General features: G+C 51.8%; 17 protein-coding genes and 1 tRNA gene. 14 read left to right on the forward strand and 4 right to left on the reverse strand.

What is annotated here, in order from left to right:
• Nucleotide 1 precedes the first annotated feature (1 nt).
• Together FHP88_RS14425 and tadA are read left to right on the forward strand one after the other, a co-directional pair.
• On the forward strand, nucleotides 2-3079 hold the full coding sequence (locus tag FHP88_RS14425) for an efflux RND transporter permease subunit (protein WP_144359796.1): 3078 nt from the start codon (nucleotides 2-4) through the stop codon (nucleotides 3077-3079).
• 200 nt (nucleotides 3080-3279) lie between these two features.
• Nucleotides 3280-3774: a tRNA adenosine(34) deaminase TadA gene (gene tadA / locus FHP88_RS14430; RefSeq protein WP_144359797.1), complete on the forward strand. Its 495-nt coding sequence runs from the start codon at nucleotides 3280-3282 to the stop codon at nucleotides 3772-3774.
• Nucleotides 3775-3782: 8 nt separating this feature from the next.
• Here tadA and mltF read toward each other — a convergent pair whose 3' ends face one another.
• A complete protein-coding gene (mltF, locus tag FHP88_RS14435) occupies nucleotides 3783-5177 on the reverse strand; it encodes a membrane-bound lytic murein transglycosylase MltF (protein ID WP_144359798.1) in 1395 nt (464 codons plus the stop codon).
• A gap of 197 nt (nucleotides 5178-5374) precedes the next feature.
• Here mltF and FHP88_RS14440 point away from each other — a divergent pair.
• From FHP88_RS14440 to FHP88_RS14460, 5 genes are all read left to right on the forward strand, one after another.
• Nucleotides 5375-5464: transfer RNA gene (locus tag FHP88_RS14440), tRNA-Ser, on the forward strand.
• Nucleotides 5465-5598: 134 nt separating this feature from the next.
• The gene (locus FHP88_RS14445; protein WP_144359799.1) at nucleotides 5599-7041 is read left to right on the forward strand and encodes a Wadjet anti-phage system protein JetA family protein; all 1443 of its coding nucleotides are present in this window, start codon (nucleotides 5599-5601) and stop codon (nucleotides 7039-7041) included.
• Nucleotides 7031-7696, forward strand: coding sequence for a DUF4194 domain-containing protein (locus FHP88_RS14450; protein WP_144359800.1), 666 nt, complete (start codon nucleotides 7031-7033; stop codon nucleotides 7694-7696). The genes FHP88_RS14445 and FHP88_RS14450 overlap by 11 nt, the downstream gene beginning before the upstream one ends.
• Nucleotides 7686-11324, forward strand: coding sequence for an ATP-binding protein (locus FHP88_RS14455; protein ID WP_144359801.1), 3639 nt, complete (start codon nucleotides 7686-7688; stop codon nucleotides 11322-11324). Before FHP88_RS14450 ends, FHP88_RS14455 begins: the two co-directional genes overlap by 11 nt.
• A 17-nt stretch (nucleotides 11325-11341) precedes the next feature.
• On the forward strand, nucleotides 11342-12529 hold the full coding sequence (locus tag FHP88_RS14460; protein WP_144359802.1) for a Wadjet anti-phage system protein JetD domain-containing protein: 1188 nt from the start codon (nucleotides 11342-11344) through the stop codon (nucleotides 12527-12529).
• A gap of 194 nt (nucleotides 12530-12723) precedes the next feature.
• Here FHP88_RS14460 and FHP88_RS14465 read toward each other — a convergent pair whose 3' ends face one another.
• A complete protein-coding gene (locus FHP88_RS14465) occupies nucleotides 12724-13560 on the reverse strand; it encodes a PEP-CTERM sorting domain-containing protein (protein WP_144359803.1) in 837 nt (278 codons plus the stop codon).
• Nucleotides 13561-13943: 383 nt separating this feature from the next.
• On the opposite strand from FHP88_RS14465, the gene FHP88_RS14470 reads away from it, so the two are divergent.
• Both FHP88_RS14470 and tsaA read left to right on the forward strand, forming a co-directional pair.
• The gene (locus tag FHP88_RS14470) at nucleotides 13944-14387 is read left to right on the forward strand and encodes a hypothetical protein (protein ID WP_144359804.1); all 444 of its coding nucleotides are present in this window, start codon (nucleotides 13944-13946) and stop codon (nucleotides 14385-14387) included.
• 47 nt (nucleotides 14388-14434) lie between these two features.
• A complete protein-coding gene (gene tsaA / locus FHP88_RS14475) occupies nucleotides 14435-15145 on the forward strand; it encodes a tRNA (N6-threonylcarbamoyladenosine(37)-N6)-methyltransferase TrmO (protein ID WP_144359805.1) in 711 nt (236 codons plus the stop codon).
• Here tsaA and FHP88_RS14480 read toward each other — a convergent pair.
• Nucleotides 15142-15978, reverse strand: coding sequence for a DUF692 domain-containing protein (locus tag FHP88_RS14480; RefSeq protein ID WP_144359806.1), 837 nt, complete (start codon nucleotides 15976-15978; stop codon nucleotides 15142-15144). The two genes, tsaA and FHP88_RS14480, sit on opposite strands and share 4 nt — an antisense overlap.
• 194 nt (nucleotides 15979-16172) lie before the next feature.
• Between FHP88_RS14480 and trxC the strand changes: the two genes are divergently transcribed.
• From trxC to greA, 4 genes are all read left to right on the forward strand, one after another.
• Nucleotides 16173-16598: a thioredoxin TrxC gene (gene trxC, locus FHP88_RS14485; RefSeq protein WP_303777312.1), complete on the forward strand. Its 426-nt coding sequence runs from the start codon at nucleotides 16173-16175 to the stop codon at nucleotides 16596-16598.
• Between the two features lie 165 nt (nucleotides 16599-16763).
• Nucleotides 16764-17906: a glutamine-hydrolyzing carbamoyl-phosphate synthase small subunit gene (carA, locus tag FHP88_RS14490; protein ID WP_144359808.1), complete on the forward strand. Its 1143-nt coding sequence runs from the start codon at nucleotides 16764-16766 to the stop codon at nucleotides 17904-17906.
• Between the two features lie 56 nt (nucleotides 17907-17962).
• Nucleotides 17963-21169, forward strand: a complete 3207-nt coding sequence (carB, locus tag FHP88_RS14495) for a carbamoyl-phosphate synthase large subunit (protein ID WP_144359809.1) — start codon at nucleotides 17963-17965, stop codon at nucleotides 21167-21169.
• 57 nt (nucleotides 21170-21226) lie between these two features.
• Nucleotides 21227-21703: a transcription elongation factor GreA gene (greA, locus tag FHP88_RS14500; RefSeq protein ID WP_144359810.1), complete on the forward strand. Its 477-nt coding sequence runs from the start codon at nucleotides 21227-21229 to the stop codon at nucleotides 21701-21703.
• A gap of 63 nt (nucleotides 21704-21766) precedes the next feature.
• Here the strand turns inward: greA and yhbY are convergent, their stop codons facing one another.
• Nucleotides 21767-22066 (reverse strand): ribosome assembly RNA-binding protein YhbY, encoded by a 300-nt coding sequence (gene yhbY, locus FHP88_RS14505; protein ID WP_144359811.1) that lies wholly within the window; start codon nucleotides 22064-22066, stop codon nucleotides 21767-21769.
• Between the two features lie 145 nt (nucleotides 22067-22211).
• Here yhbY and rlmE point away from each other — a divergent pair, with 145 nt between their 5' ends.
• Nucleotides 22212-22832, forward strand: a complete 621-nt coding sequence (gene rlmE, locus FHP88_RS14510) for a 23S rRNA (uridine(2552)-2'-O)-methyltransferase RlmE (RefSeq protein WP_144359812.1) — start codon at nucleotides 22212-22214, stop codon at nucleotides 22830-22832.
• The last annotated feature ends 98 nt before the right edge of the window (nucleotides 22833-22930 follow it).

A 22930-nucleotide genomic window follows, 5' to 3' on the forward strand; every position in this document is an offset into this window, starting at 1 on the left:
GATGGGGTTCTTCGAATTCTTCATTCGCAGGCCTGTCTTTTCGACAGTCATGAGCCTGATCATTATTCTGATCGGTATCGTTTCCTATTCACGGCTCACCGTCCGGGAATATCCGAACATTGATGAGCCCGTCGTCTCCGTTAAGACCGGCTATCAAGGCGCCAGCGCCGAGATCATCGAGACCCAGGTCACCCAGGTTCTTGAAAGCTCCATCGCCGGCATCGAAGGCATCGACACGATGACCTCGAGCAGCAAGCCGGAACAAAGTCTGATCACTGTGCGGTTTCGCATGACCACCGATCCTGACGTCGCTGCAAGCGACGTGCGTGACCGCGTGGCGCGGGTTCGTAGCCGGTTGCCTACCGAGATTGATGAGCCGGTAATCGCGAAGGTGGAAGCGGATGCACAGGCGATCATTTATGTTGCTTTCACCAGTGATCGCCATAAGCCGATTGAAATCTCCGATTATGCCGACCGCTACGTCCGGGACCGCCTGCAGAATATTCCTGGCGTTGCTGAGGTACGAATCTTTGGCGAAAGGCGTTACGCCATGCGCATCTGGCTCGATCGTGCCCGCTTGGCTGCCTATGACCTGACGGTTGCGGATGTAGAGAACGCTCTGCGTGAGCAGAATGTGGAAGTGCCCTCGGGCCGGATCGAGAGCCTGGACCGGGAGTTTACCGTCCTGTCACGAACAGGTTTGGTGACGCCGGAAGAGTTTGAGCGTGTCGTCGTGAAGGATGTAGGCGGCTTTCCGGTGAGCCTGCGCGATGTTGCGAAAGTGGAGTTGGGGCCTCAGGATGAGCGGCGCATTACCCGGTTCAATGGCAATGGTGCGGTCATCCTTGGTGTGGTCAAACAGGCGACCGCCAACCCTCTCGACGTGTCCGTTGCTATGCGTGAGATCTTGCCCGAACTGTCCCGCGATTTACCCCAGGGTATGAACGCCACTATAGCCTACGACAAGTCCATTTTTATCGATCGTTCTATTGAGGCTGTATATGTCACCATTGCCGAGGCAGTCGCCCTCGTCGTCGCCGTCATATTCTTCTTTTTGAGGACCGTAAGGGCGACGATTATCCCTCTCGTCACGATTCCGGTCTCGCTCATTGGTGCCTTTGCACTGATGGACTTGATGGGTTTTTCCATCAATACACTGACACTCCTGGCAATGGTTCTGGCTATCGGTCTTGTTGTCGATGATGCGATTGTCGTACTTGAGAACATTCACCGTCATGTCGAAAAGGGCATGAAGCCGTTTCGTGCAGCGGTCTTGGGTATACGTGAAATTTCGAGTGCCGTAATCGCGATGACACTGACGCTTGCCGCAGTCTATGCGCCAGTTGCCTTTGCGCCGGGCCGAACCGGTAAGTTGTTCGCGGAATTCGCTCTGACCTTGGCTGGCGCGGTCCTGGTGTCTGGTCTCGTGGCGCTGACGCTTAGTCCGATGATGTGTTCTCGCTTGCTCCGCGAACATGAGACTCATGGTCGGGCGTACAATTTTCTGGAGCGATTCATCCGTGGACTCGATACCAGTTACAATAAGATTCTCACAATCACCCTCCGCATGCGTCCCGTGGTCGTGGCCGTCGCGCTTATCGCCGCAGGTGCAGGCTACTTCCTTCTCACAGGGCTAAAGTCGGAACTGGCGCCGATTGAGGATCGTGGCGTGCTTTTCACCGCCGGTAATGCACCCGAAGGCTCGACCATCGATTTCACCGGTCGCTATGTGGCAGATTTTGAGGCAATGCTGCGGGATATCCCCGAGGTGCAGCACTCTTTCGTCATCATCGGTTCACGTGCGGTAACCGAACTGATCTCGTTCTCCCCGCTTATTCCCTGGGAACAGCGTGAGCGTACTCAGATGGAAATCCTGCGTGAGCTTGGTCCAAAACTTAAAAAGGTTACGGGCGTTCGCGCCTTCGGCAACAACCCCGGATCCTTCGGTCAGAGTGCCCGCAATAAGCCAGTCGAGTTTGTCATCCAGACCCCAGAGAGCTACCAACAACTTGATGAGTATGTGGAATCGATCCTTGCGGAGGCCGAGAAATATCCTGGTCTTATCAATCTCGATAGCGATCTCCGGTTGAACAAGCCACAGATCGATGTGGTGATGGACCGCGACCGGGTGGCTGACATGGGCGCGGGCGTGCTGACTGTCGGACGGACATTGGAAACCTTGCTTGGCGGCCGGCAGGTGACGCGTTTCAATCAGAACGGTGAGCAGTACGACGTTATCGTCCAGGTCGCACTTGATGATCGCCGTACACCCGGTGATCTCAATGACATATACGTGCGCGGTCGCGCTGGAACGATGGTACAGCTGTCGAACCTTGTTCAGATGCACGAGACCGTCGCCCCCAAGGAGCTGAATCGCTTCAACCAATTCCGCTCGGCCACGATCACTGGCAATATCGCGCCCGGATATTCGCTTGGTGATGGACTTGATTTTCTCGAGTCCGCTGCTCAGCGCGTCCTGCCGCAGTCGGCGCGCTACGACTTGTCTGGCGAGTCCCGCGAATTCAAGGAGACGGGTAGTAGTCTGCTGTTCGTCTTTGTGCTGGCACTCGGGTTCATCTTTCTTGTGCTCGCGGCGCAGTTCGAGAGTTTTGTGGATCCGCTCATCATTATGCTTACAGTGCCGTTGACCATGACGGGTGCATTGCTCGCACTCAACCTGACTGACGGAACCCTGAACATCTACAGTGAGATTGGTCTGGTAACACTGATCGGCTTGATCAGCAAGCACGGCATCCTGATCGTCGAATTCGCCAACACTCTCCAAGCACAGGGTAAGTCGGTCCGGGACGCGGTGATCGAGGCGGCAGGGCTGCGGCTGCGCCCGATCCTGATGACCACGTCAGCCATGGTGGCGGGCGCCCTGCCTCTCGCCATGGCGACGGGAGCGGGTGCGCAAAGCCGGCAGGATATCGGATGGGTGATCGTCGGGGGCATGACCTTCGGGACCCTTTTGACGCTGTTCGTGTTGCCGACGGCCTATGTGCTGCTTGCCAAAGATCTATCCAAGCGAGAAGTGATCGACGAGCTGGCGGTCGATCTTCCGAAGGCAGTTGAATAGACGAAGGCAGTGTATGCAGAGCAGAAGGGGGTATAGATGTTGGGTCAACTGCAACAGGCCCTTTCGGTCTCCAGCGCCGATCTTCTTCAAAATGGATTAGCTATAGCATGTTGTGATTAGGGTGCTTTTGCTGGCATCGACGCTATGAAAAAGTATAATTCGTTGAAATTACGTGAATTGTTATGCAAATGTGCAATCGGATGAGAATCACTGAAGTCGACAATCTGAGAGACAGCGCATCATCGAATCAGGATGAGTTATTCATGCGCCAAGCCATTGCTCTGGCGCAGCGTGCTGAAATAGAAGGCGAAGTTCCGGTTGGTGCCGTGTTGGTTTTGGATGGCCAGGTGATCGGTGAGGGATGGAATCGTCCGATTACTACCAGTGATCCCACGGCACATGCAGAGATTATGGCGCTGCGGGATGCTGGGAGCCGTGTGGCCAATTATCGTCTGCCCAACACAACCCTCTATGTCACGCTAGAGCCTTGCCCTATGTGTGCCGGGGCGATTGTCCATTCCCGTGTCGATCGTGTGGTGTACGGCACAACAGATCCCAAAGGGGGCGCGGCCGGGAGTGTTTTTAATCTGTTGCCATCAGATGATCGGTTTAACCACTATGTCAAAGCGGAAGGTGGCGTGTTAGCGGAAGAGTGTGCAAACCTCTTGCGAAATTTCTTTCGATCTCGCCGCTGATCTTTTGCTCACAACACGGCGGGCATTGTGCTGATGATCGCCTCGGTTTTTTTCTTTTTCTGTTTTTTGTTGTGCCAGACCAGTAGATCGTAATAGCTGCGAATATTATCGACGTAATGGACCGGCTCTTTGCCCCGCGCAAAACCATGCTTTACCGTTTTGTAGTATTTCTTTTGTGCTAATAGAGGTAGATGTTGTTTTACATCAGACCACTTGTCCGGATCGCCATTGTTTCGCTGTGTCAGTATCCTGGCATCCTCCAGATGCCCTAACCCAACGTTGTAGCTAGCCAGTGCCATCCAGGTACGATCGGGCTCTTGAATTCGCTCCGGTAGCTTTCTCCGCATTCTGCGTAAATAACGGGCGCCACCGGATATGCTCTCTTCGATGTCGGTACGATCTTCAACATTCATCTGTTTAGCGGTAGCAGTGGTCAGCATCATGATTCCCTTGACCCCGGTGGGGGATACCGCGTCCGGATTCCAGTGTGATTCCTGATAACCAATAGCGGCGAGCAACTGCCAGTCTATTCCTGTTGTTTCAGAGGCTTGTTTGAAGAAAGGGATGAGTGGAGGCAGTCTTTGCACCAGGTGGCGGGCAAAGGTGCGATTATCCACAAACCCCAGTTTCTCTACATAGCCGTAATAGCGCTCCAGCATCTGTTCAAGTGAGCCGTCATCCTTGATTTTGTTGATAAAGGTCTTGGCAGCTTTATAGAGACTGTTATCTTCCGCATGTGGGAAAGCCCAGGCGAGTGATTGTTCTTCTCCCAACTCAAAGGCGACCTTTAGTTCAGGGTGAAAGCGTCTGGCGAGCGATACTTCATTGGAATTTGCGATGGTGTAATCAATCAACTCTTCATTGACTAGGTTGAGCAGCTCTGCACTTTCTACCGACTGAAGGGCAGACCAATTCAATTCCGGATGCTCTTTTTTTAATTGATTTAACAGCTCCTCATGACTACTGCCAGCGAGTACCTCCAGAGCACCATCAATGGTGTCTGTAATCTTTTTTGGTCGCCGTTTACCTGCCTTGTAGACAAGCTGTGCAGAGACCGTTTGATATTCAGGGGTAAATCGCACGGCCACTTCCCGGGCTTTTGTTACACTTAAAGCCGCGGCTGCAAAATGGGCCTCATTACGGGTAATCGTTGGCAGGATCTGATCGAAGCTCTCAGGAATGATGTATTTCACCTTGACGCCCAGTTCCTCGGCAAACTGCTCGACCAGTTCATACTCCAGGCCCCGAATCTCCTCTTTTTCTTTAAAGTAAGTGGTGGGGCTCAGGCGAGTCACCACAATCAATTGACCCTCCTCCTTAATCCGCTCGATTAGAGGTTTCGGGATGCTACAGCTGACTACCATCAAGCAGAGCAGTAAGGTGAAGAACTTATAAATATGCATCAGGTATCTTGATGTTTTGCCTTGGCGTTAATCATGGCTGAATTCTTCGCTATTCGACCGCCTATTCTAGAGTAGGTTTTACTAGATCGCGAAGCGATATCTATCTTATTGTTTTTATAAGGCTTTAATTGTTTGTCATGATGTCTTGCTATGAGGATAATAACACCAGCCGAAAATAGGCTATGAATAGGCTAATTGGAGAGGTGCCGGAGTGGCCGAACGGGACTGATTCGAAATCAGTTGACCCTTTGCGGGGTCCGAGGGTTCAAATCCCTCCCTCTCCGCCAATTTATTTATGTGATTTCACCCATTCATCGGTATGGCGGTGGTGTAAGCCGGGAACTTCTTTATAGAGCATATGATTACCCACCACAGCTACAACATCACATTATCAATTCCCCAGAAAAGTGAGATTGCCTGAGTGTTTTTTTCGGAGGGTCGGGAGCACTTTTTCAGGCTGCTCAATGGTAAGTATCGTGGTCAGATTGTTGACTGTCTCAGTCTCTTTTATGCGCGATTATATGGTTCGCTAGCGGATTACAGCCGTAGTTTTAATCGGGATCAGATAATCGAGATTCTTGAAGAGGCGATAGCCCGCAGTCCGGTGTTGGACGAAGATGATGCCGACGCGTACAGTGCCCCTGCCCGGAGCCAGCGTGAGCAGGCCAACTGGATTCTCAATCAACTCCTGGAGTATGGCTGGCTTGAGCGGCAGATGGATGAGGCCACGCTGCACAGTACGTACGCTTTTACCCGCTACGGCCGGATGTTCACGCAGCCTATGGTGGAGGCTTCCGGCGGGCGTTTTCGTACCCGCCACCGCAATACCCGCAATACCCGCAACGCCCTGCAGTCCTTTCTTGATAAAGGGGAGGTCTATGATTTGCTGGATGCCTTTGAGTATTCGGAACGGATTATCTCTGATTTTTCGGATGTCATTGCTGAACTGGATGAACGTAAGCGCCAACTGGTGAAAGAGGTAGAGGCGCAGCAGGTCGTGCAGCGCGCTTCGGATGAGTTTTTTGATTTCATGGAAAAGCGTTTTATGCCGGATCTGGCGATTCGGCTGTCGGCGGATTCGGTGGAGAAGTATCGGGATGAGATTAGTGACCTGATCAGTAAGGCACGGCGTAAACGTAAGGAGTTCAAGGCACAAGCCGAGCGTGAGTTGCGCCGTATGGCGCCGGAGTTGATTGAACATACTAATCGCTCGGTCTATCTGACGATTCTCGACGGCATCGAAACCCGTATGCATAACGCCTCGGCCGTGATGCTGCCGGCACTGCGTCAGGCGCTGAATGGATTTACCCGTCGTGCTGATATCATTATGCGGCAACTCAGTTATACCGGTGCGGCTAGTCAGAACCGTCTGTTTTCTCTCTGTGATCAGTTGCGACAATCGCCTGAAGCAGTGGAGCTTCAGGCGCTGGATGCCGCAGGTGAGGCCTTATCTGTGCTGGATGTTGGCTTTGTTGATCCTGAAGGCCTGCGGTTACACGTGGGTCGCAAACCGCGCCTGGTGAATGCCGGTGTTGAGGAGGAGGTGGGTGATGACCGTGATTCGCGCAAGTCGATGTTTGTCCAGTCGGCTGTGGATCTTGCATTTACCTTTAATAGCCAGGGTCAGCGGGATTATCTGGTGAAGGCTCTGTGCGAAGGGCACCGTATACAGAGCCAGCACCTTCCTGTGCGCGATGCGCGGGAGCTACTTATGAGTGCCCATGCGATTGAAGTGGGCTCACTGGTCACGCCGGAGTTTGCCTTCAAGGTCACCCCGACTCAAAATCGAGTGACCAGTGATTACTTTGATCTGTCCGACGAATTTACTATTGAACTGATAGAAAGAGAGCAACATGCTGACTGAATGTCTCGTTGAGAGTCTTGAGCAAGAGGGCGTTGGCCTGCAGGAGTTTCGGGAGCTCTGTATCCGGTTGCTCAACTATGGTGTGCTCTGCCGTGCCGAGAATCAGACGGAGCAGCAACTCTATGACCGTTTTGTTCGTATTGAATCGCTGGTGGAAGAGTACCTGGATGTGATTGGCATAACGTTATTCCATGATCGGCGTTTCGCCTACCTGCGGCTCTATCCGCCAGGTGCACAGGTCCCTGGAATGGAAGATGTGAGTGACACGGCGTTTACCGGTGGTCTCAGGGCGCGGTTGCGCCAGGATGAGGTGGCACTGTTGTTGGTGTTACGTCTGCAATATGACAAGGCGTTGCGCGAGGGTCAGCTGGATGAAGAGGGCTATGTACTTGAGTCGGTAGAATCACTCTCTATTGCCATGCGCAATCTGTTGGGTCGTACGCTGCCGGATAAGGTTGTCGAGCGGAAACGAGTGTTTAACCGCTTGCGCCAACTCAGGCTCATCGAGTTTAGGTCGGATGATGAGATGGAGAGCGGCGAGGCCTGGATAAAGATCCACCCGATGATCGTTACCTTTGTGAACGATGAGGCGATCACGGCCATTGAGCAGGCGCTGCCTGCTGAAGCAGCGTCTGAGGTGGAAGATGTTTCTTAAGCAGTTTGTCTATATCAACTGGGGCAATATTCCCAATCTTGAATTCGACTTTGGTCCGGTGAATCTCTTTTCTGGAGGTAATGGTTCAGGCAAGACCACGGCGGCGGATGCCATACAAACAGTCATGACCGCCGCGCATGAAAATTTGTTTCAATACAATCCAGGTCAGGATGAGACAACCCAACGGGGCCGCGGTGGCAAGCGGGTGCGCACACTCTCTTCCTATGTGCTGGGTTGTGATGACGGCAGCTATGCCCGGCTCGATCCAACGGATGGTTATCTGGCAGCCGTATTTCATCCCACGCAAGGTGAAGGCGGGGAGCCGTTTACCGCCGTGATAGCGGTACGTGCCTACCTGGATACCACCGGCAGTAATACGGTGGCACGTCAGGATGATGCGCAATTCTTTATTATCACCGGTGAATCGTTGGGCCTGTCACACTTCGTGCGAGAGGACAGCGCCGGACGCTATGTGGTGCCGTTACCGGATTTTCAGACACTGCTGATTGCTGAATTCGGTAAGCGTCGAATAGAAAAATATGAGACCAAAAAGGCCTATCTGCGGCGTCTGTATGGGGCGTTGAGGGGTAAGTCCGATGCGGTGGCCGAAGCGGAGGCGATTGCTGCGGCCCGGGCCTTCTCGCGCTTCATGTCCTATAAGCCGATCAAGGGCATCAACCGTTTTGTAGCGGATGAGATTCTCGAGCAGAAGGATCTTGGTGAAGCCGTGCGTTCGGTCTCCAGTCAGTTGAAGACAATCCATGGCATGGAGCGTGATGCCGCCAATCTGGTCGAGTCAATCGAGATTCTGCAGCGTGCCAAGGGTCATACCCAGCACTACATAGAACAGTGGAGTGAACTGAATGTGCTGGATTACACGCTGGCGCAGGCGGAATATCTGCTCAGACAGGATGATTATCTGCGCGGAAAGCGTGAACAGCAGACACAGCAACAGATACAGCGTGAGACTGAAAGAGAGATTGCCGAGATTGTAGTGCAGAGCGATCAGCTGCACGATCAGCTGATTTCACTGGAGGCACAGCGCCAGGGCATTGAAGCACTGCGTGAAAAAGACGCCCTGGAACGGGAACGCAGTCAGCTCGATACGCAATTGGTGCAACAGGCCAAGCAGCTACTGGCGCAGGATCAGATCGTCAGCGAGAACATACAGGTCAGTCGGGAGATGAGTGAGTTGCTGGCGACTCAGCAGTTCAAAGTCGATCTTCCTTTGTTGAATCACTTGGAAGTGGATGCGCTGGTCAAGGAGGTGGTTGCCAGCGAAAGGGCGATGATTCCAGAGCTGCATAACCTGGTTCAGCGAGATTTTTCGGGAGAGATACCCGCGCTATCACGCAGTCTGGAGCAGATCCAATCGGTACAGCAGGTTCACAACCGTTGGCATGCGTTCTGGCATACGCAGGGTGATGAGGAATCGGTCAGGAGCCAGTTGGCAGCGACACAACATGCCCGGCGCTCTCGCTATCAGCAACTCACCGATCAACGTCGGCATAAACAGCAGGAGATCGAACGGCTCAATGCCAATCAGGTCACCTATCCGCCGTTTGTGGAGCGAGCCGTCAAGGTGATCGCTCAGCAGTGCCCCGGGGCTGATCCGCGTGTGTTGTGTGATCATGTGGAAGTAAAAGATCCGCGCTGGCAATCTGCTATTGAGGGGTATCTCGGCGGTGCGCGTTACGCCATCTTGGTGGAGGCGGAGTATGAGGCGGCAGCCATACGGGCCGTTCGCGGTATGTCGGGCCGGGACAATCGGGCCCGGGTGGTTCAGGGAGATAAGGCGGCAAAGGATGCTGCCCGCAGTGAGCTCCATCCCGATTCAATTATTCACGCCCTTGAGTTCACCCACGCCGTGGCAAAGGCCTATCTGACCGCCAGCTACGGTTCGGTGCTGCGGGTTGGTTCGGCTGAAACCCTGCGCATGACCCGCCGGGGTATTACCGAAGACGGCATGGCCTCTGGCGGCTACAGCATGTGGCGCTGTGATCTGGCGGATGCGGATCTGGTATTTGGGGTGGCGGCACGGGAGCGGGCCTTACACGCCAAACTGGAAGAGTTGTCACTCATTGAGGTTGAATGGAACCAGGCCAACGATCAGCTACAACAGATCACTTATCTGTTGCAGTCAGTGGATCGTCTGAAAGAGAGTTGTTATGCGGAAGGTCTGAAATATGTCATGGATACGCATCTGCAGATCCATCGGGTTGATAGTCTCTTGAAACAGCTTGACCTGAATGAACATGAAGACCTGGAGACTCAGCTCCAACAGCTGAAGCAGGAGCAGCGTGGTCTGGAAGAGCAGAAGGGCCGTCTCAATCAGAAGTTGGGGGAGACGCGCTCCAGTCTGGAGGTGATACACAAACAGCTCAAGGCGTTGAGTGATCTGCAAGAACAGAATCAGTCACGACTGGAGGAGCGGGAGGCCGCACTGAATGAATTGGCCGCTGTCTGGCCAGAGTTTGATACCGAGTCACGGCTGCAGGTCGCTGACGAGGAGGCCCGTGATCTGGATGTTCAGATCGCGAAAAACTTCCGCCATGAACTGGAGCGAAATCTTCATGCAGCAGAGCGGCGTGCAGAAGAAGAGGTCAAGGCACACAACCAGCACTGCCGCCCGGCCGATACCATCATCTATCCCTCTTTCAATGGTGACTATGACGCGGCGCTGTTTCGCCAGATCTGTTTGCTGCAACGTGATATTGATCGGGTCTACAACATCCTGAAAAACAATATTCTTGTTGAGAAGCATCAACAACTCAATGAACTGAAGGGGGCGTTCAATAATGCCTTCGTCACCCACCTCTGCCACACTATTCACCAGGCCCTGAATGATGGTAAGCGACAGATTGAGCAGTTGAATCGCGAGTTGCAGCACCACCATTTTGGCGCTGACCGGGAGACCTTCCGTTTTGATAGTGACTGGATTCCTGAATACCGGGATTATGCCCGCTTCTTCCAGGAGGTGGTAAAAAATCCGGTGCTCACGGATGAGGCCACCCTGTTTGAGGTGGAGTTGTCAGCCAAATCCCGCAAGGTGCTGGATGAGTTGATGGCGATGTTGCTGCATGAGGATGAGCAGCACGCCATGCGGGATCTGGAACGTATTGCGGATTATCGCAATTACCGGCGCTATGAGATCTACAAAGAGGTCGAGGGTAAAGAGCCTATCCCGCTGAGTGAATATGGCACTGGCTCGGGCGGTCAGCTGGAGACACCCGCCTATATTATTCGCTCCGCCGCTATCACTTCCGCATTCCGTTTTGCCGAAGGAAATACCCATCTTCGGATGGTGCTGGTGGATGAGGCATTCTCCAAGATGGATGAGACCCGTTCACGCGAGGTGATCAGCTATCTGACGGAGCGGCTGGGGTTGCAGTTATTGTTTATCATGCCAACCAGTAAATGCGGACCCTTTATGGATCTGATCAGTCACGAGTTCGTATTTGCCAAGGTACCGAGCGCGCAACTGCGTGGACAACTCCATACCCGGGTGTTGGTGGATCGTAAACAGTGCAATCAGGAACGGATCAAGACACTCTGGGCCAATCATCGTCGCAATGTTTATCACCAGGCGGAATTGGATTTTATGGAAGAGTTTGCGGTGGCCGAATAATCAAAGAAAGCATATAAATGGAGTTTTTGTTGACTATGGAGAGTAACCATCTTGTTGAGCGACCACCTTGGTTGGAGGATGAACCGGAAATAGTGGGCTTGTTGAACCTATTCATAACAAGGCTCGATGATAAATCCCAAGAGGTGCGGCGGAGGTCTTTGAGTATAAAGCTATCTCCCGTTAAGATGAAAAAGCTCTTTAAGAATAATGACGATTCAGATCGAACATGGTTGTTGTTAAAGTCATTAGAGAGGGTCGTACTTACTATTACCGAGAATGGCAGAAGAGGCTTATATGAGCCCGTTTATCATGGAGCGATGATCCGGTTACTTTCTGGGAAAGAGGATAAGGCGGAGAAGATACTCAGAAACTGGCTTAATCGTCCGGTTAATGTGCCCTATCCTGAGCAATGGAAAACGGCTGTTTTAAATGCTGTCGAGAGGGGTCACGATATTTTCAACTCATGGGATCTGCTTGCTCAGCGTCCTCAGAGAGTTTCTGGGAAAAGTGCGGTGGAAGTGGTCAGGGCATTTTTATCCATCGCAGATCATCTTAAAGAAGGATTGACGCTAAGGCAGTTGAGTTCAAGGTGTTTTTGGGGGCAGTCTAAATATTTGGACTCTAAAGAGGAGTTTGTTCAACAACTTTATCCTGATCTACTTATTCAACCACGACCTGTAGTGGTTAATGTTTATCTCCCACAGGCTATTTCAGATGTGCTTTTTATCGAAAATCAGGATACTTATATACATGTACTAGCGGGCGGGTTAGCTACTAGTGAAACGACGGCTATTGTGTACATGGCTGGATTTAAGGGGGCGGCCGGTCGAATTAGAAATGCCGAGGGTGTATCTATTCATCTACATGGACAAAGCCATGTGGCCTCAAGAGATCTGTTTTTAAAATGGTGGATCAAAGCGTGTCAGTGTAATTGGGCGTTGTGGTTTTGGGGGGACTTGGATTTTTCTGGGTTTATGATTCTTAAATCACTTCGCGGGGTATTTGGTGATGTGCAGGCGTGGCCGGATGGTTACACTCGTATGTTGGATTTACTGAACAAAGCTGAGGGCCATTCCGCAAAATTTGGCAACAAGGAAGCTCAGATGGATCCGGGAACTACGGGTTGCACGTTTTCCGATCAGGTTCTTCTCCCTGCTTTACGTTCGATGGGTATCTTTATTGATCAAGAGGCGATTGCTGGATGATCAAATTGTCTATTTGGGTAATTAACACCTGAAGCGTAATTTTAAATCCTACTGCTACGGTATTTGTAACGTACCTTACAGTGTAGATTTGGATGTCACACTGATTTCAGATGTCCGTACTGGCCTTGCCGGGCAAAGAAAAAACGGCAGCCTGTGGGCTGCCGTCTTGCCTATGGTGTTCGGTCTATCAGTGATTAGGCCGATTTGCGACGACGTACGGCAGTCAATCCCATGAGGCCGATGCCAAGCAGTGCCAACGACACGGGTTCTGGCACGGGGTTAGGATTCACGACCTGGCCGTTGCGCACCTGGAAATTGTACTGGCCAAGCGTGTTGGAGTTCAACGAGTTGCTGATCAGCGCGTTCACGCCGCCATCAACCAGTGCACCGTGCACCAGCGAGCCGTTCAGCGTGGAATTCGATGTGGGGCTGGTCCAGTAACCAGCCAGCGCCGATACGCAGCTCGGGAAATTCACTGGGTCATTGCACAGGCCACCCGAAGGCGCGCTACTTGCAGTGCCTGCCTCCCAGACAATCGTGTCATAATTGAACTGGATGTCGAAATCGCCTGCCGCGATATCGGATCGATCCGTCAGGATCATTTGGAAGTCGTTGAAGATGCTCTGTTGGCCATATACGCCAACATGGATATAGTTGACACCGAAGACGTTGAATCCACCCAGCGACGCGCTGCCGTAGGTTACAGTATTAGATCCCGATGCCCGGGTGTCTACGTCTGCGAAAAACGGGGCGATGATGGGGCCGAATGAGCCGTTGCTGATAGCGGATGGTGTGTAGGTTCCCATGGCACTGTTAAAAGTGATATTGCCGTTGTTGTTAACGTAGGTCTGGGTGTAATTTGTACTGTTGATGTTGGCTGTGAAGCCCAGATTAACCAAGCCCGTCGAGCCGTCGTCGTTGGCTCCCAAGACGTTGGTGAACAGCGCCGCATCGTGGATTGCGCCTGCATTCGCACCACCCGAAATGGCGGCCAGACCTGCAAAGGCGAGTGCTGCGTAAAGATTTTTCATAACAGAAATACTCCAGTGAGTTTATTATGCGTGGAAAATACCCTAATTATCATTTTCCGTACATTTTTTGTGCCATATTTGTTTTTATTATGAAAATCAAATGAATAAGGAATGTGTTATTTCGATTACGTATTCAAGTTTCTGCTGTATGTAAAAAAAACCGACACAGGGTGCAGCCGTATTTGTAAAAAAATCGGCGCAAATCCATCAGTATTTAAGGGTGTCAGTCTTCGCTATGTATAAAATAATGATGATTCAGATCGAACATGGTTGTTATTAAAGTCATTGGTTAGCAGGTGTCGTACTGACCATTATCGCGAATGCCAGGAGGCATCAATATGAGCCTGCCTTACTCGTCCGGTCAACGTCTCCTATAGTGAACAATGGAAAACCACGTTTTAGATGCGTTAGATAAGGATCATGATATTTTCAACGCATGGGATTTGCTTGCTCAGCGTCCTCAGCGAGTTTCTGGGAAAAGTGCGGTGGAAGTGGTCAGGGCATTTTTATCCATCGCAGATCATCTTAAAGAAGGATTGACGCTAAGGCAGTTGAGTTCAAGGTGTTTCTGGCGGGATCTGGATTTCTCTGGATTCATGATTCTTAAATCACTTTGTCGGGTGTTTGGGGGTGTGCAGGCGTGGTCGGAGGGTTACATTTGTATGTTGGATTTACTGAACAAAGCTGAGGGCCATTTCGCAAAATTTGGCAACAAGAAAGCGCAGATGAATTCGGGAACTACGGGTTGCCCGTTTTCTGATCAGATTCTCCTCCCTGCTTTACGCTCGAAGGGTATCTTTATTGATCAAGAAGCGATCGTGGAATAATGCAATTACCTGTTTGAGTAATTAACATTTTGGTGAATGGGTAAAAAATGAACTTTGAATTTGAACCTATCGGCATCATCCACTCTCCCTACAAGGAGAAGTTCGGTATACCGCGTCAGCCAGGTTTGATAAAGGAGGCGCGGGCTGAGCTGGTGTTGTCTGCGCCTTATAATCGGTCAGAGGCGGTGGTGGGTCTGGAGGGTTACTCCCATGTTTGGATTCAATTTGTCTTTCATCAGGCGATACGCAGCGAATGGCAGCCCATGGTGCGTCCACCCCGGTTGGGCGGTAACAAGCGGGTCGGTGTGTTTGCCAGCCGCTCTCCCTTTCGGCCCAATCCGATTGGTCTGTCGGTTGTGAAGCTGGAAGGGGTACGGTGTGAGAATGGCGAGGTGATTCTTGATCTCTCAGGCGTTGATCTACTGGATGGCACGCCAGTAATCGACATTAAACCCTATGTCGTCTATGTCGATAGCATCCCGGATGCCTGTTCCGGTTTTGCGCCGGTCGCACCAGAGGTTCGGTTTAAAGTCCTGTTTTCTGAATTGGCTCAGCAGCAAATCAATTCAAGAGAGAGGCCGATGGAGCTTGTCGCCTTTATCACGCGCTTACTGGAAACCGACCCACGACCGGCCTATTCGGGAGAGTCGTTGCCCGGACGTGTTTATGGTATCCGCCTGTATGATTTTGATTTGCGCTGGGAGGTCACTGGGGATGCGATTAATGTGATCGAACTAACCACTGTAGAAGCCAACTAGTTTTTATTCAGGTGATGCTCCGTGGCTTTGCGTATCTTTTTGATATCGCAGAGTATCCCTTCCAGGGTAGGTATTGTGTCTTCACGTTCAATCATGGTGGTGACGAGGCCGAATCTATCCAGGACTTCCGTATAGAGTTGCCAGATTGGGCCAGTAATGTTGGGGATGTTGTCGCCCCCATTCTCTGCGTTTGCCTCAAAGGTGATGTCGGGGAGATGAACTTGTTGTACCCGACCTGCAGGTATCTGGTTGATATAATCGATGGCACTGAATCCCTGATTTATGCTGCTGGCAAGTAAGTTTCCGATATCAATCAGTATCAGGGAGTCAGAGCGATCAGCCACCTCGCGGATAAATTCAACTTCCGGCATTTCTTGGGTACTCTTCTGCTCAATAGGGACATTTTCTAGCAATATCTGTCTGCCAAGAAAATCCTGAACTTGGTGGATTCTAGAGACCACATGTTCCAGGGTATCCTCTGAATAGGGCAGTGGGAGTAGTTGTCCCTGAACATCATCGGCGCCTTTCCAGCAAAGATGGTCCGAGATCCAGGCGGGGTTAATTCTATCGACTAGCTTTTTCACTTGATCAAGATACGACTGATCAAGTGGCCAAGGGCTTCCTATCGCCAGTGAGATGCCATGCATCACAATAGGATAGCTTGATCTGATCTGCTCAAGCTGATTCAGTGCTTCTTCGCTGGCGCCCAGAAAGTTCTCGGTGATAATTTCAATCCAGTCCAGTTCGGGCTTGTCATTGAGAATACTGTGGAGATAATCGGCGCGAAGGCGTAGTCCAAATCCGAGAGTAGGGAGGGCGATGTTCTGATTCATTGGATTCCTGCATCTTATGCCGAGGTAATACCAATCAGACCATACCCTGCTTATCCTTTATTCAGCAAGGGTTGATTGATCCATGGTTTCATTTCAAATCCATTAGCGTATTCTTGAAAACTTATGAGCTGAACCCATCTTTTATCAGTAATAGCCTTATTTAGGTTTATCTATCGCATTTTATGGAGGAAGAGATGGTGCATGTTGTATGTTCCCATTGCAAAGTGGTGAATCGTGTTCCTGATGCCAAGCTGGGGGATCAGCCCCGTTGTGGTCGCTGTCAGCGCGCCCTGTTTACTGCAGTGCCCTTATCACTTGATCAAGATGATTTTGATCGGTTTGTGAATAAAAGTGAAATCCCCCTGCTGGTTGATTTCTGGGCGCCCTGGTGTGGACCCTGTAGGATGATGGCGCCCGCTTTTGAGCAGGCCTCCAGCCTGCTTGAGCCCAGAGTGCAGCTGATCAAGATAAATACCGAAGAGCAGCAGTCGGTTGCTGCAAAATATGGGATAAGAAGCATTCCAACGCTGATCCTGTTCAAGGCGGGAGCAGAGGTTGCCAGGGTTTCGGGGGCGATGGATTCAAAGGGTCTTGTGGCATGGACCGAACAAAACCTGTGATTTTTGCCCGGAGTTGCATGGACATACCTACTCCGATTCAAGTAGAATCCCCCCGGTTAGCGGTTATGCTGTTCTGTGTGGTCGCTCCCGGAAAATACATTGATTCTTAGCGGGATGGCTCCCTAGAGACTGTCCCGTTTGGCATGCCTGAAGGGGACTGGTTTCTTGAGTAAGCCCGCACTATTGGTCTTGGAGGATGGTACCGTCTTCCGTGGTGATTCCATCGGCGCTGATGGACAAACCATCGGCGAGGTGGTTTTCAATACCGCTATCACTGGATATCAGGAGATTCTGACAGATCCATCTTATTGTCAGCAGATCGTTACCCTGACTTACCCACACATCGGCAATACAGGCACCAATGATGAGGATGAGGAGTCCGACTCGATTTATGCAGCGGGCCTGATCATTCGTGATTTACCTTTGTTATCCAGCAGTTGGCGCAGCCAGCGACCCCTTGACCAATATCTGCGTGACAACAATGTGGTAGCCATCGCTGGTATTGATACCCGCAAGCTGACGCGGATATTGCGCGAAAAGGGCGCGCAGTCTGGGTGCATTATTGCTGGGGACCATATGGACGAGGCCACTGCACTTACGGCTGCCAAGTCTTTCCCGGGTCTTAAAGGGATGGATCTGGCCAAAGTAGTGACCACGGAAAACAGCTACTCCTGGACAAAGGGCACTTGGACGCTGGAAGGTGGCCTGCCCGAATCTCCTCAGGATATCGAAGAGAGTCTGCCGACCCATGTGGTGGCCTACGATTTTGGCATCAAGCGCAATATACTGCGTATGCTGGTGGATCGTGGCTGTCGTGTCACTGTTGTACCCGCGCAGACGCCCGCCAGCACCGTGCTGGAGATGAAGCCCGATGGCGTTTTTCTCTCTAATGGACCTGGAGATCCAGAGCCTTGTGATTATGCCATTGACGCCATCAAGTCCATTGTAGAGGCCGATGTGCCGGTATTTGGTATCTGTCTCGGGCATCAGTTACTGGCACTGGCGAGCGGCGCCAAGACGGTCAAGATGAAATTCGGTCACCATGGGGCCAACCATCCAGTGCAAAGCCTGGAAGACAAGCTGGTGATGATATCGAGCCAGAATCATGGCTTTGCCGTGGATGAGCAGAGTTTGCCGGAAAACCTGGCGCCCACCTATCGCTCGCTATTCGATGATTCCCTGCAGGGGATCCATCGAACGGATAAACCGGCCTTTGGATTTCAGGGACATCCGGAAGCGAGTCCTGGCCCACATGATGTGGCCCCGGTTTTTGATCATTTTATCGAGTTAATGCAAGCCGCGGGATGATGCGGGTTCAACGACAATTGAAGACAAGCCATTTACTGCGGATTTAGAAGCAACCCATGCCAAAAAGAACAGACATTGAAAGTGTACTGATAATCGGTGCTGGACCCATTGTGATCGGTCAGGCCTGCGAGTTCGATTACTCCGGAGCCCAGGCCTGTAAGGCGCTACGAGAAGAGGGATACCGCGTTATCCTGGTCAACTCGAATCCGGCGACTATCATGACCGACCCGGACAGTGCAGACGCTGTCTATATCGAGCCTATCACCTGGCGTACTGTGGCGCGGATTATCGAAAAAGAGCGCCCCGATGTGTTGCTGCCTACCATGGGCGGACAGACGGCACTTAACTGTGCCCTGGATCTGGTGCGCGAAGGTGTACTGGAAAAATACGGTGTTGAGATGGTCGGCGCTTCACGTGAAGCGATCGATAAGGCAGAAGACCGGGATCTGTTCCGTCAGGCGATGCTGAAGATTGGTCTGGATATGCCCAAGGCGGCCGTCGCACACAGTATGGAAGAGGCGTTGCAGGTGCAGGCCCAGATCGGATTCCCCACCATCATTCGACCTTCATTCACAATGGGTGGCTCAGGTGGCGGTATCGCCTACAACCGGGAAGAGTTCGTTGAGATCTGTGAGCGTGGGCTTGATCTTTCACCAACCCGTGAACTACTCATTGAGGAGTCAGCGCTAGGCTGGAAAGAGTATGAGATGGAGGTGGTACGCGACCACAAGGACAACTGCATCATTATCTGCTCCATTGAGAATCTGGATCCGATGGGCGTGCACACCGGTGATTCAATCACCGTGGCCCCGGCCCAGACCCTGACTGACAAAGAGTATCAGATCATGCGTAACGCCTCATTGGCGGTGTTGCGTGAGATTGGTGTGGATACTGGCGGCTCCAACGTGCAGTTTGCCATCAACCCGGATGATGGCCGCATGATTATCATCGAGATGAATCCACGGGTCTCTCGTTCATCGGCCCTGGCATCCAAGGCGACCGGTTTTCCAATTGCCAAGATCGCTGCCAAGCTGGCCGTGGGCTTTACGCTGGATGAGTTGCGCAATGAGATCACAGGGGGTGCCACACCGGCGTCTTTTGAACCGACGATCGATTATGTGGTCACCAAGATTCCCCGGTTTGCATTCGAAAAGTTCCCTACGGCGCCTGACCGCCTGACTACCCAGATGAAATCGGTGGGTGAGGTGATGGCGATAGGGCGCACCTTCCAGGAGTCTTTGCAGAAGGCGTTGCGCGGCTTGGAAACGGGCAAGAGTGGTCTGGATGAGATCGTTGATCTCGAGTCCGAAGATCTCAAGACCATTATGCGTCATGAATTGCGTGAGCCGGGGGCTGAGCGGATCTGGTATGTGGCAGATGCATTCCGGTCGGGCATGTCTCTGGACGAGGTGTTTGAATTAACCAAGATTGATCGCTGGTTCCTGGTACAGATTGAGGAGTTGGTAACAATTGAAGGCGATATTCGGCAGGGAGGTCTAGCGGCGCTGAGTGCTGACCGCATGCGTTATCTGAAACGTAAAGGGTTCTCTGATGAGCGGTTGGCCGATTTGGTCAGTGTCAAGCAGGATGTGATCCGTGAAACTCGCTGGAAAGCCGGTGTAAGACCGGTGTTTAAACGTGTTGATACCTGCGCGGCTGAGTTTTCCACCAGTACGGCCTATATGTACTCCACCTACGAGGAGGAGTGTGAGGCAGCCCCGACGGATAACAAGAAGATTATGGTGTTAGGCGGTGGTCCAAACCGCATTGGCCAGGGTATCGAGTTCGATTACTGCTGTGTCCATGCCGCCTTTGCTATGCGTGAAGATGGCTATGAGACCATTATGGTCAATTGTAATCCAGAAACGGTATCCACAGATTATGACACCTCTGACCGCCTCTACTTTGAACCTTTGACCTTGGAAGATGTGCTCGAGGTGATCGAGGTTGAAAAACCAATGGGCGTGATTGTTCAGTACGGTGGTCAGACCCCACTGAAGCTGGCACGTGCCCTTGAAGCTGCAGGTGCGCCTATTATTGGCACCTCTCCGGATTCCATTGACCTGGCTGAGGATCGCGAACGCTTCCAGAAGCTGGTTGAAAAACTGGGTCTGAAGCAGCCACCAAACCGAACGGCTACAGAAGCTGAGCAAGCGGTTTTGCTGGCGGAAGAGGTGGGGTATCCGTTGGTTGTTCGCCCGTCCTATGTATTAGGTGGTCGTGCGATGGAGATTGTGCATGATGAGGACGACCTGCGTCGCTATATGCGTGAGGCGGTAAGTGTTTCAAATGATTCGCCGGTGTTGCTGGATCGTTTCCTCAATGATGCGATTGAGGTGGATATCGACGCCATCTGTGACGGTACTGACGTGGTCATTGGCGGCATCATGGAGCATATCGAGGAGGCTGGCGTCCATTCCGGTGACTCGGCCTGTTCACTCCCGCCCTATACCTTGTCGGCCGCCATTCAGGATCGTATGCGTGAGCAGATTCGCAGTCTGGCGTTGGAACTGAAAGTGGTGGGGTTGATGAATACCCAGTTTGCCATCAAAGATAACGAGATCTATCTGCTCGAGGTCAATCCCCGTGCTTCCCGAACAGTGCCGTTCGTCTCAAAGGCGACCGGTGTACAGTTAGCCAAGGTTGCTGCTCGCTGCATGGCTGGCGTGACGCTGAAACAGCAGGAGTTCACCGAAGAGGTGATCCCTAAGACCTATTTTGTTAAAGAGGCGATTTTCCCGTTCGTGAAATTTCCCGGTGTTGATACCCTGCTTGGTCCAGAGATGAAATCAACGGGCGAGGTAATGGGTGTGGGTGCCACCTTTGGTGAGGCGTTTGCCAAGGCAATGGAGGGCGGTGGTGATCTGTTACCACGCTCCGGTCGTGCACTGCTCTCTGTGAGGGAGCAAGATAAAAAGCGTGTTGTTTCTGTGGCCAGAGACCTTAGCGAAATAGGCTTCCAGCTCTATGCGACGGGGGGTACCTGGAAAGTAATCGTAGAGAATGGGATTGAATGTGAGCGTGTCAATAAAGTGGCTGAAGGACGTCCGCATATCGTGGATATGATCAAGAATGATGAATTCAGGATGATCATCAACACAACTGAAGGCAAAAAGGCCATTGCTGATTCCGCGGCTATCCGTCGTGCGGCGTTACAACACAAGGTCACTTATACGACAACCATGTCAGGTGGGGAGGCTTTCTGTCTCGCGTTGAAACAGGCGGATAGCACTAATGTAAATCGTTTGCAGGATCTGCACTGATCCGGTGTTATGCATGAATACGGAAAGTAAGAGCGTGAAAAGAGTGAGGTTTTGTCTATGAGTAAAGTACCCCTGACAGTCAGAGGGGCAGAGAGGCTTCGGGCTGAATTGACCCAGTTAAAGCAGGTGGCGCGCCCGAAAGTGATCCAGGATATTGCAGAGGCCCGTGCGCATGGAGACCTGAAAGAGAATGCCGAGTATCACGCGGCGCGTGAGCAGCAGGGTTTCATTGAAGGCAGGATCAAAGATATTGAATCTAAGCTCTCACATGCTCAGATCATTGATGTGAAGACCATCAATGCCGACGGGCGTGTGATATTTGGCGCGACCGTAGATGTCTACGAAGAGGAAGAAGATGCTGAGCATACTTTTCAGATCGTGGGTGATGATGAGGCCGATATCAAGCAAGGACTGATCTCTGTCAGCTCACCTATGGCGCGGGCACTGATTGGTAAGTCGGTGGGTGATGAGGCCGCTGTGCAAACACCTAACGGATTGAGACATATGGAAATATTGGCAGTTCGCTACGAATAGTAATTGATGCAAAAACACAAATAGATGGGGGCGAGAGCCCCCATTTGTTTTTGCAGTGTGGCTTTAGTCGCGAGTCAGGGAGATAACGGGCTTGTCTGCATTACGCCTGAAAAAGGCAGCGACATGGCCAATGGTCTGCACCAGCTCTGTGTTGCATCGGCTGCAGATCTGGTCGATCATCGCTTGGCGCTCTTCGCGATCTCCAGCGTTGAGGCGCACCTTGATCAACTCGTGGGTGTTTAGGGTAGTGTCCAGTTCGTTGATAACCGCATCGGTCAGACCGTTTTGGCCAACAATAACGACCGGATTAAGGTGGTGAACCAGGCTTTTGAGCTGGCGAATCTGCTTTTTTGTCAGAGGCATGGTTGACTCCGGTAGGTCTGGAAAGGCCGCGCATTCTATCGCAGTTGTCGCTTAACCGACAGTGTTTTAGCTAGACTTGAAGCGTTCATATGGTACAGAGTTACCCGAACACAACATGATTCGTCATCTTTAAATTTTTACAGCTATGAAAAAAAGTAAAAGCAGTCATCAGTGGCTCGACCGTCACTTTAACGATGAGTATGTAAAGCGCGCACAAGTAGAGGGCTATCGTTCGCGGGCGTCCTATAAGCTGCTGGAGCTACAGGAAAAGGATCATTTGTTAGCGCCCGGTCAGGTAGTGGTTGATCTTGGTGCGGCACCTGGTGGATGGTCGCAGGTCGCTGAAAAGCTGGTTGGCGAGAAGGGTATGGTGTTTGCGCTGGATATACTGGCAATGGATCCTATCGGTGGCGTCAACTTCATTCAGGGTGATTTTCGTGAAGATGGCGTGCTGGCGCAGTTTCATGCACTGCTCGCCGGACGGCCGGTAGATCTTGTAATTTCTGATATGGCCCCCAATGTGAGTGGTATGAGCGCTGTTGATCAGCCGCGGGCCATGCATCTCTGTGAGTTGGCGCTTGATTATGCAAGGGAAGTGTTACGTCCTGGCGGCAGTTTCGTGGTTAAGGTCTTCCAGGGAGAGGGGTTTGATCAGTACGTGAAGGAGATGCGCAGTTCATTTGCAAAAGTGGTGACCCGTAAGCCGTCGGCATCACGCGCTCAAAGCCGGGAGGTCTATCTTGTGGCGAGGAGCTATAATGTATAGTACTGTTGGCGGTCAGTCTTATTGATAAGCAATTGAATTTTAGCTGGTTCCCAAGGTCAATACTGGAGTGGAACCGGGAAGCGCTGAGTGAATATTCG

The sequence above is a fragment of the Sedimenticola selenatireducens genome (genome assembly GCF_007625115.1).
Taxonomy (GTDB): Bacteria; Pseudomonadota; Gammaproteobacteria; order Chromatiales; family Chromatiaceae; genus Sedimenticola; species Sedimenticola selenatireducens_A.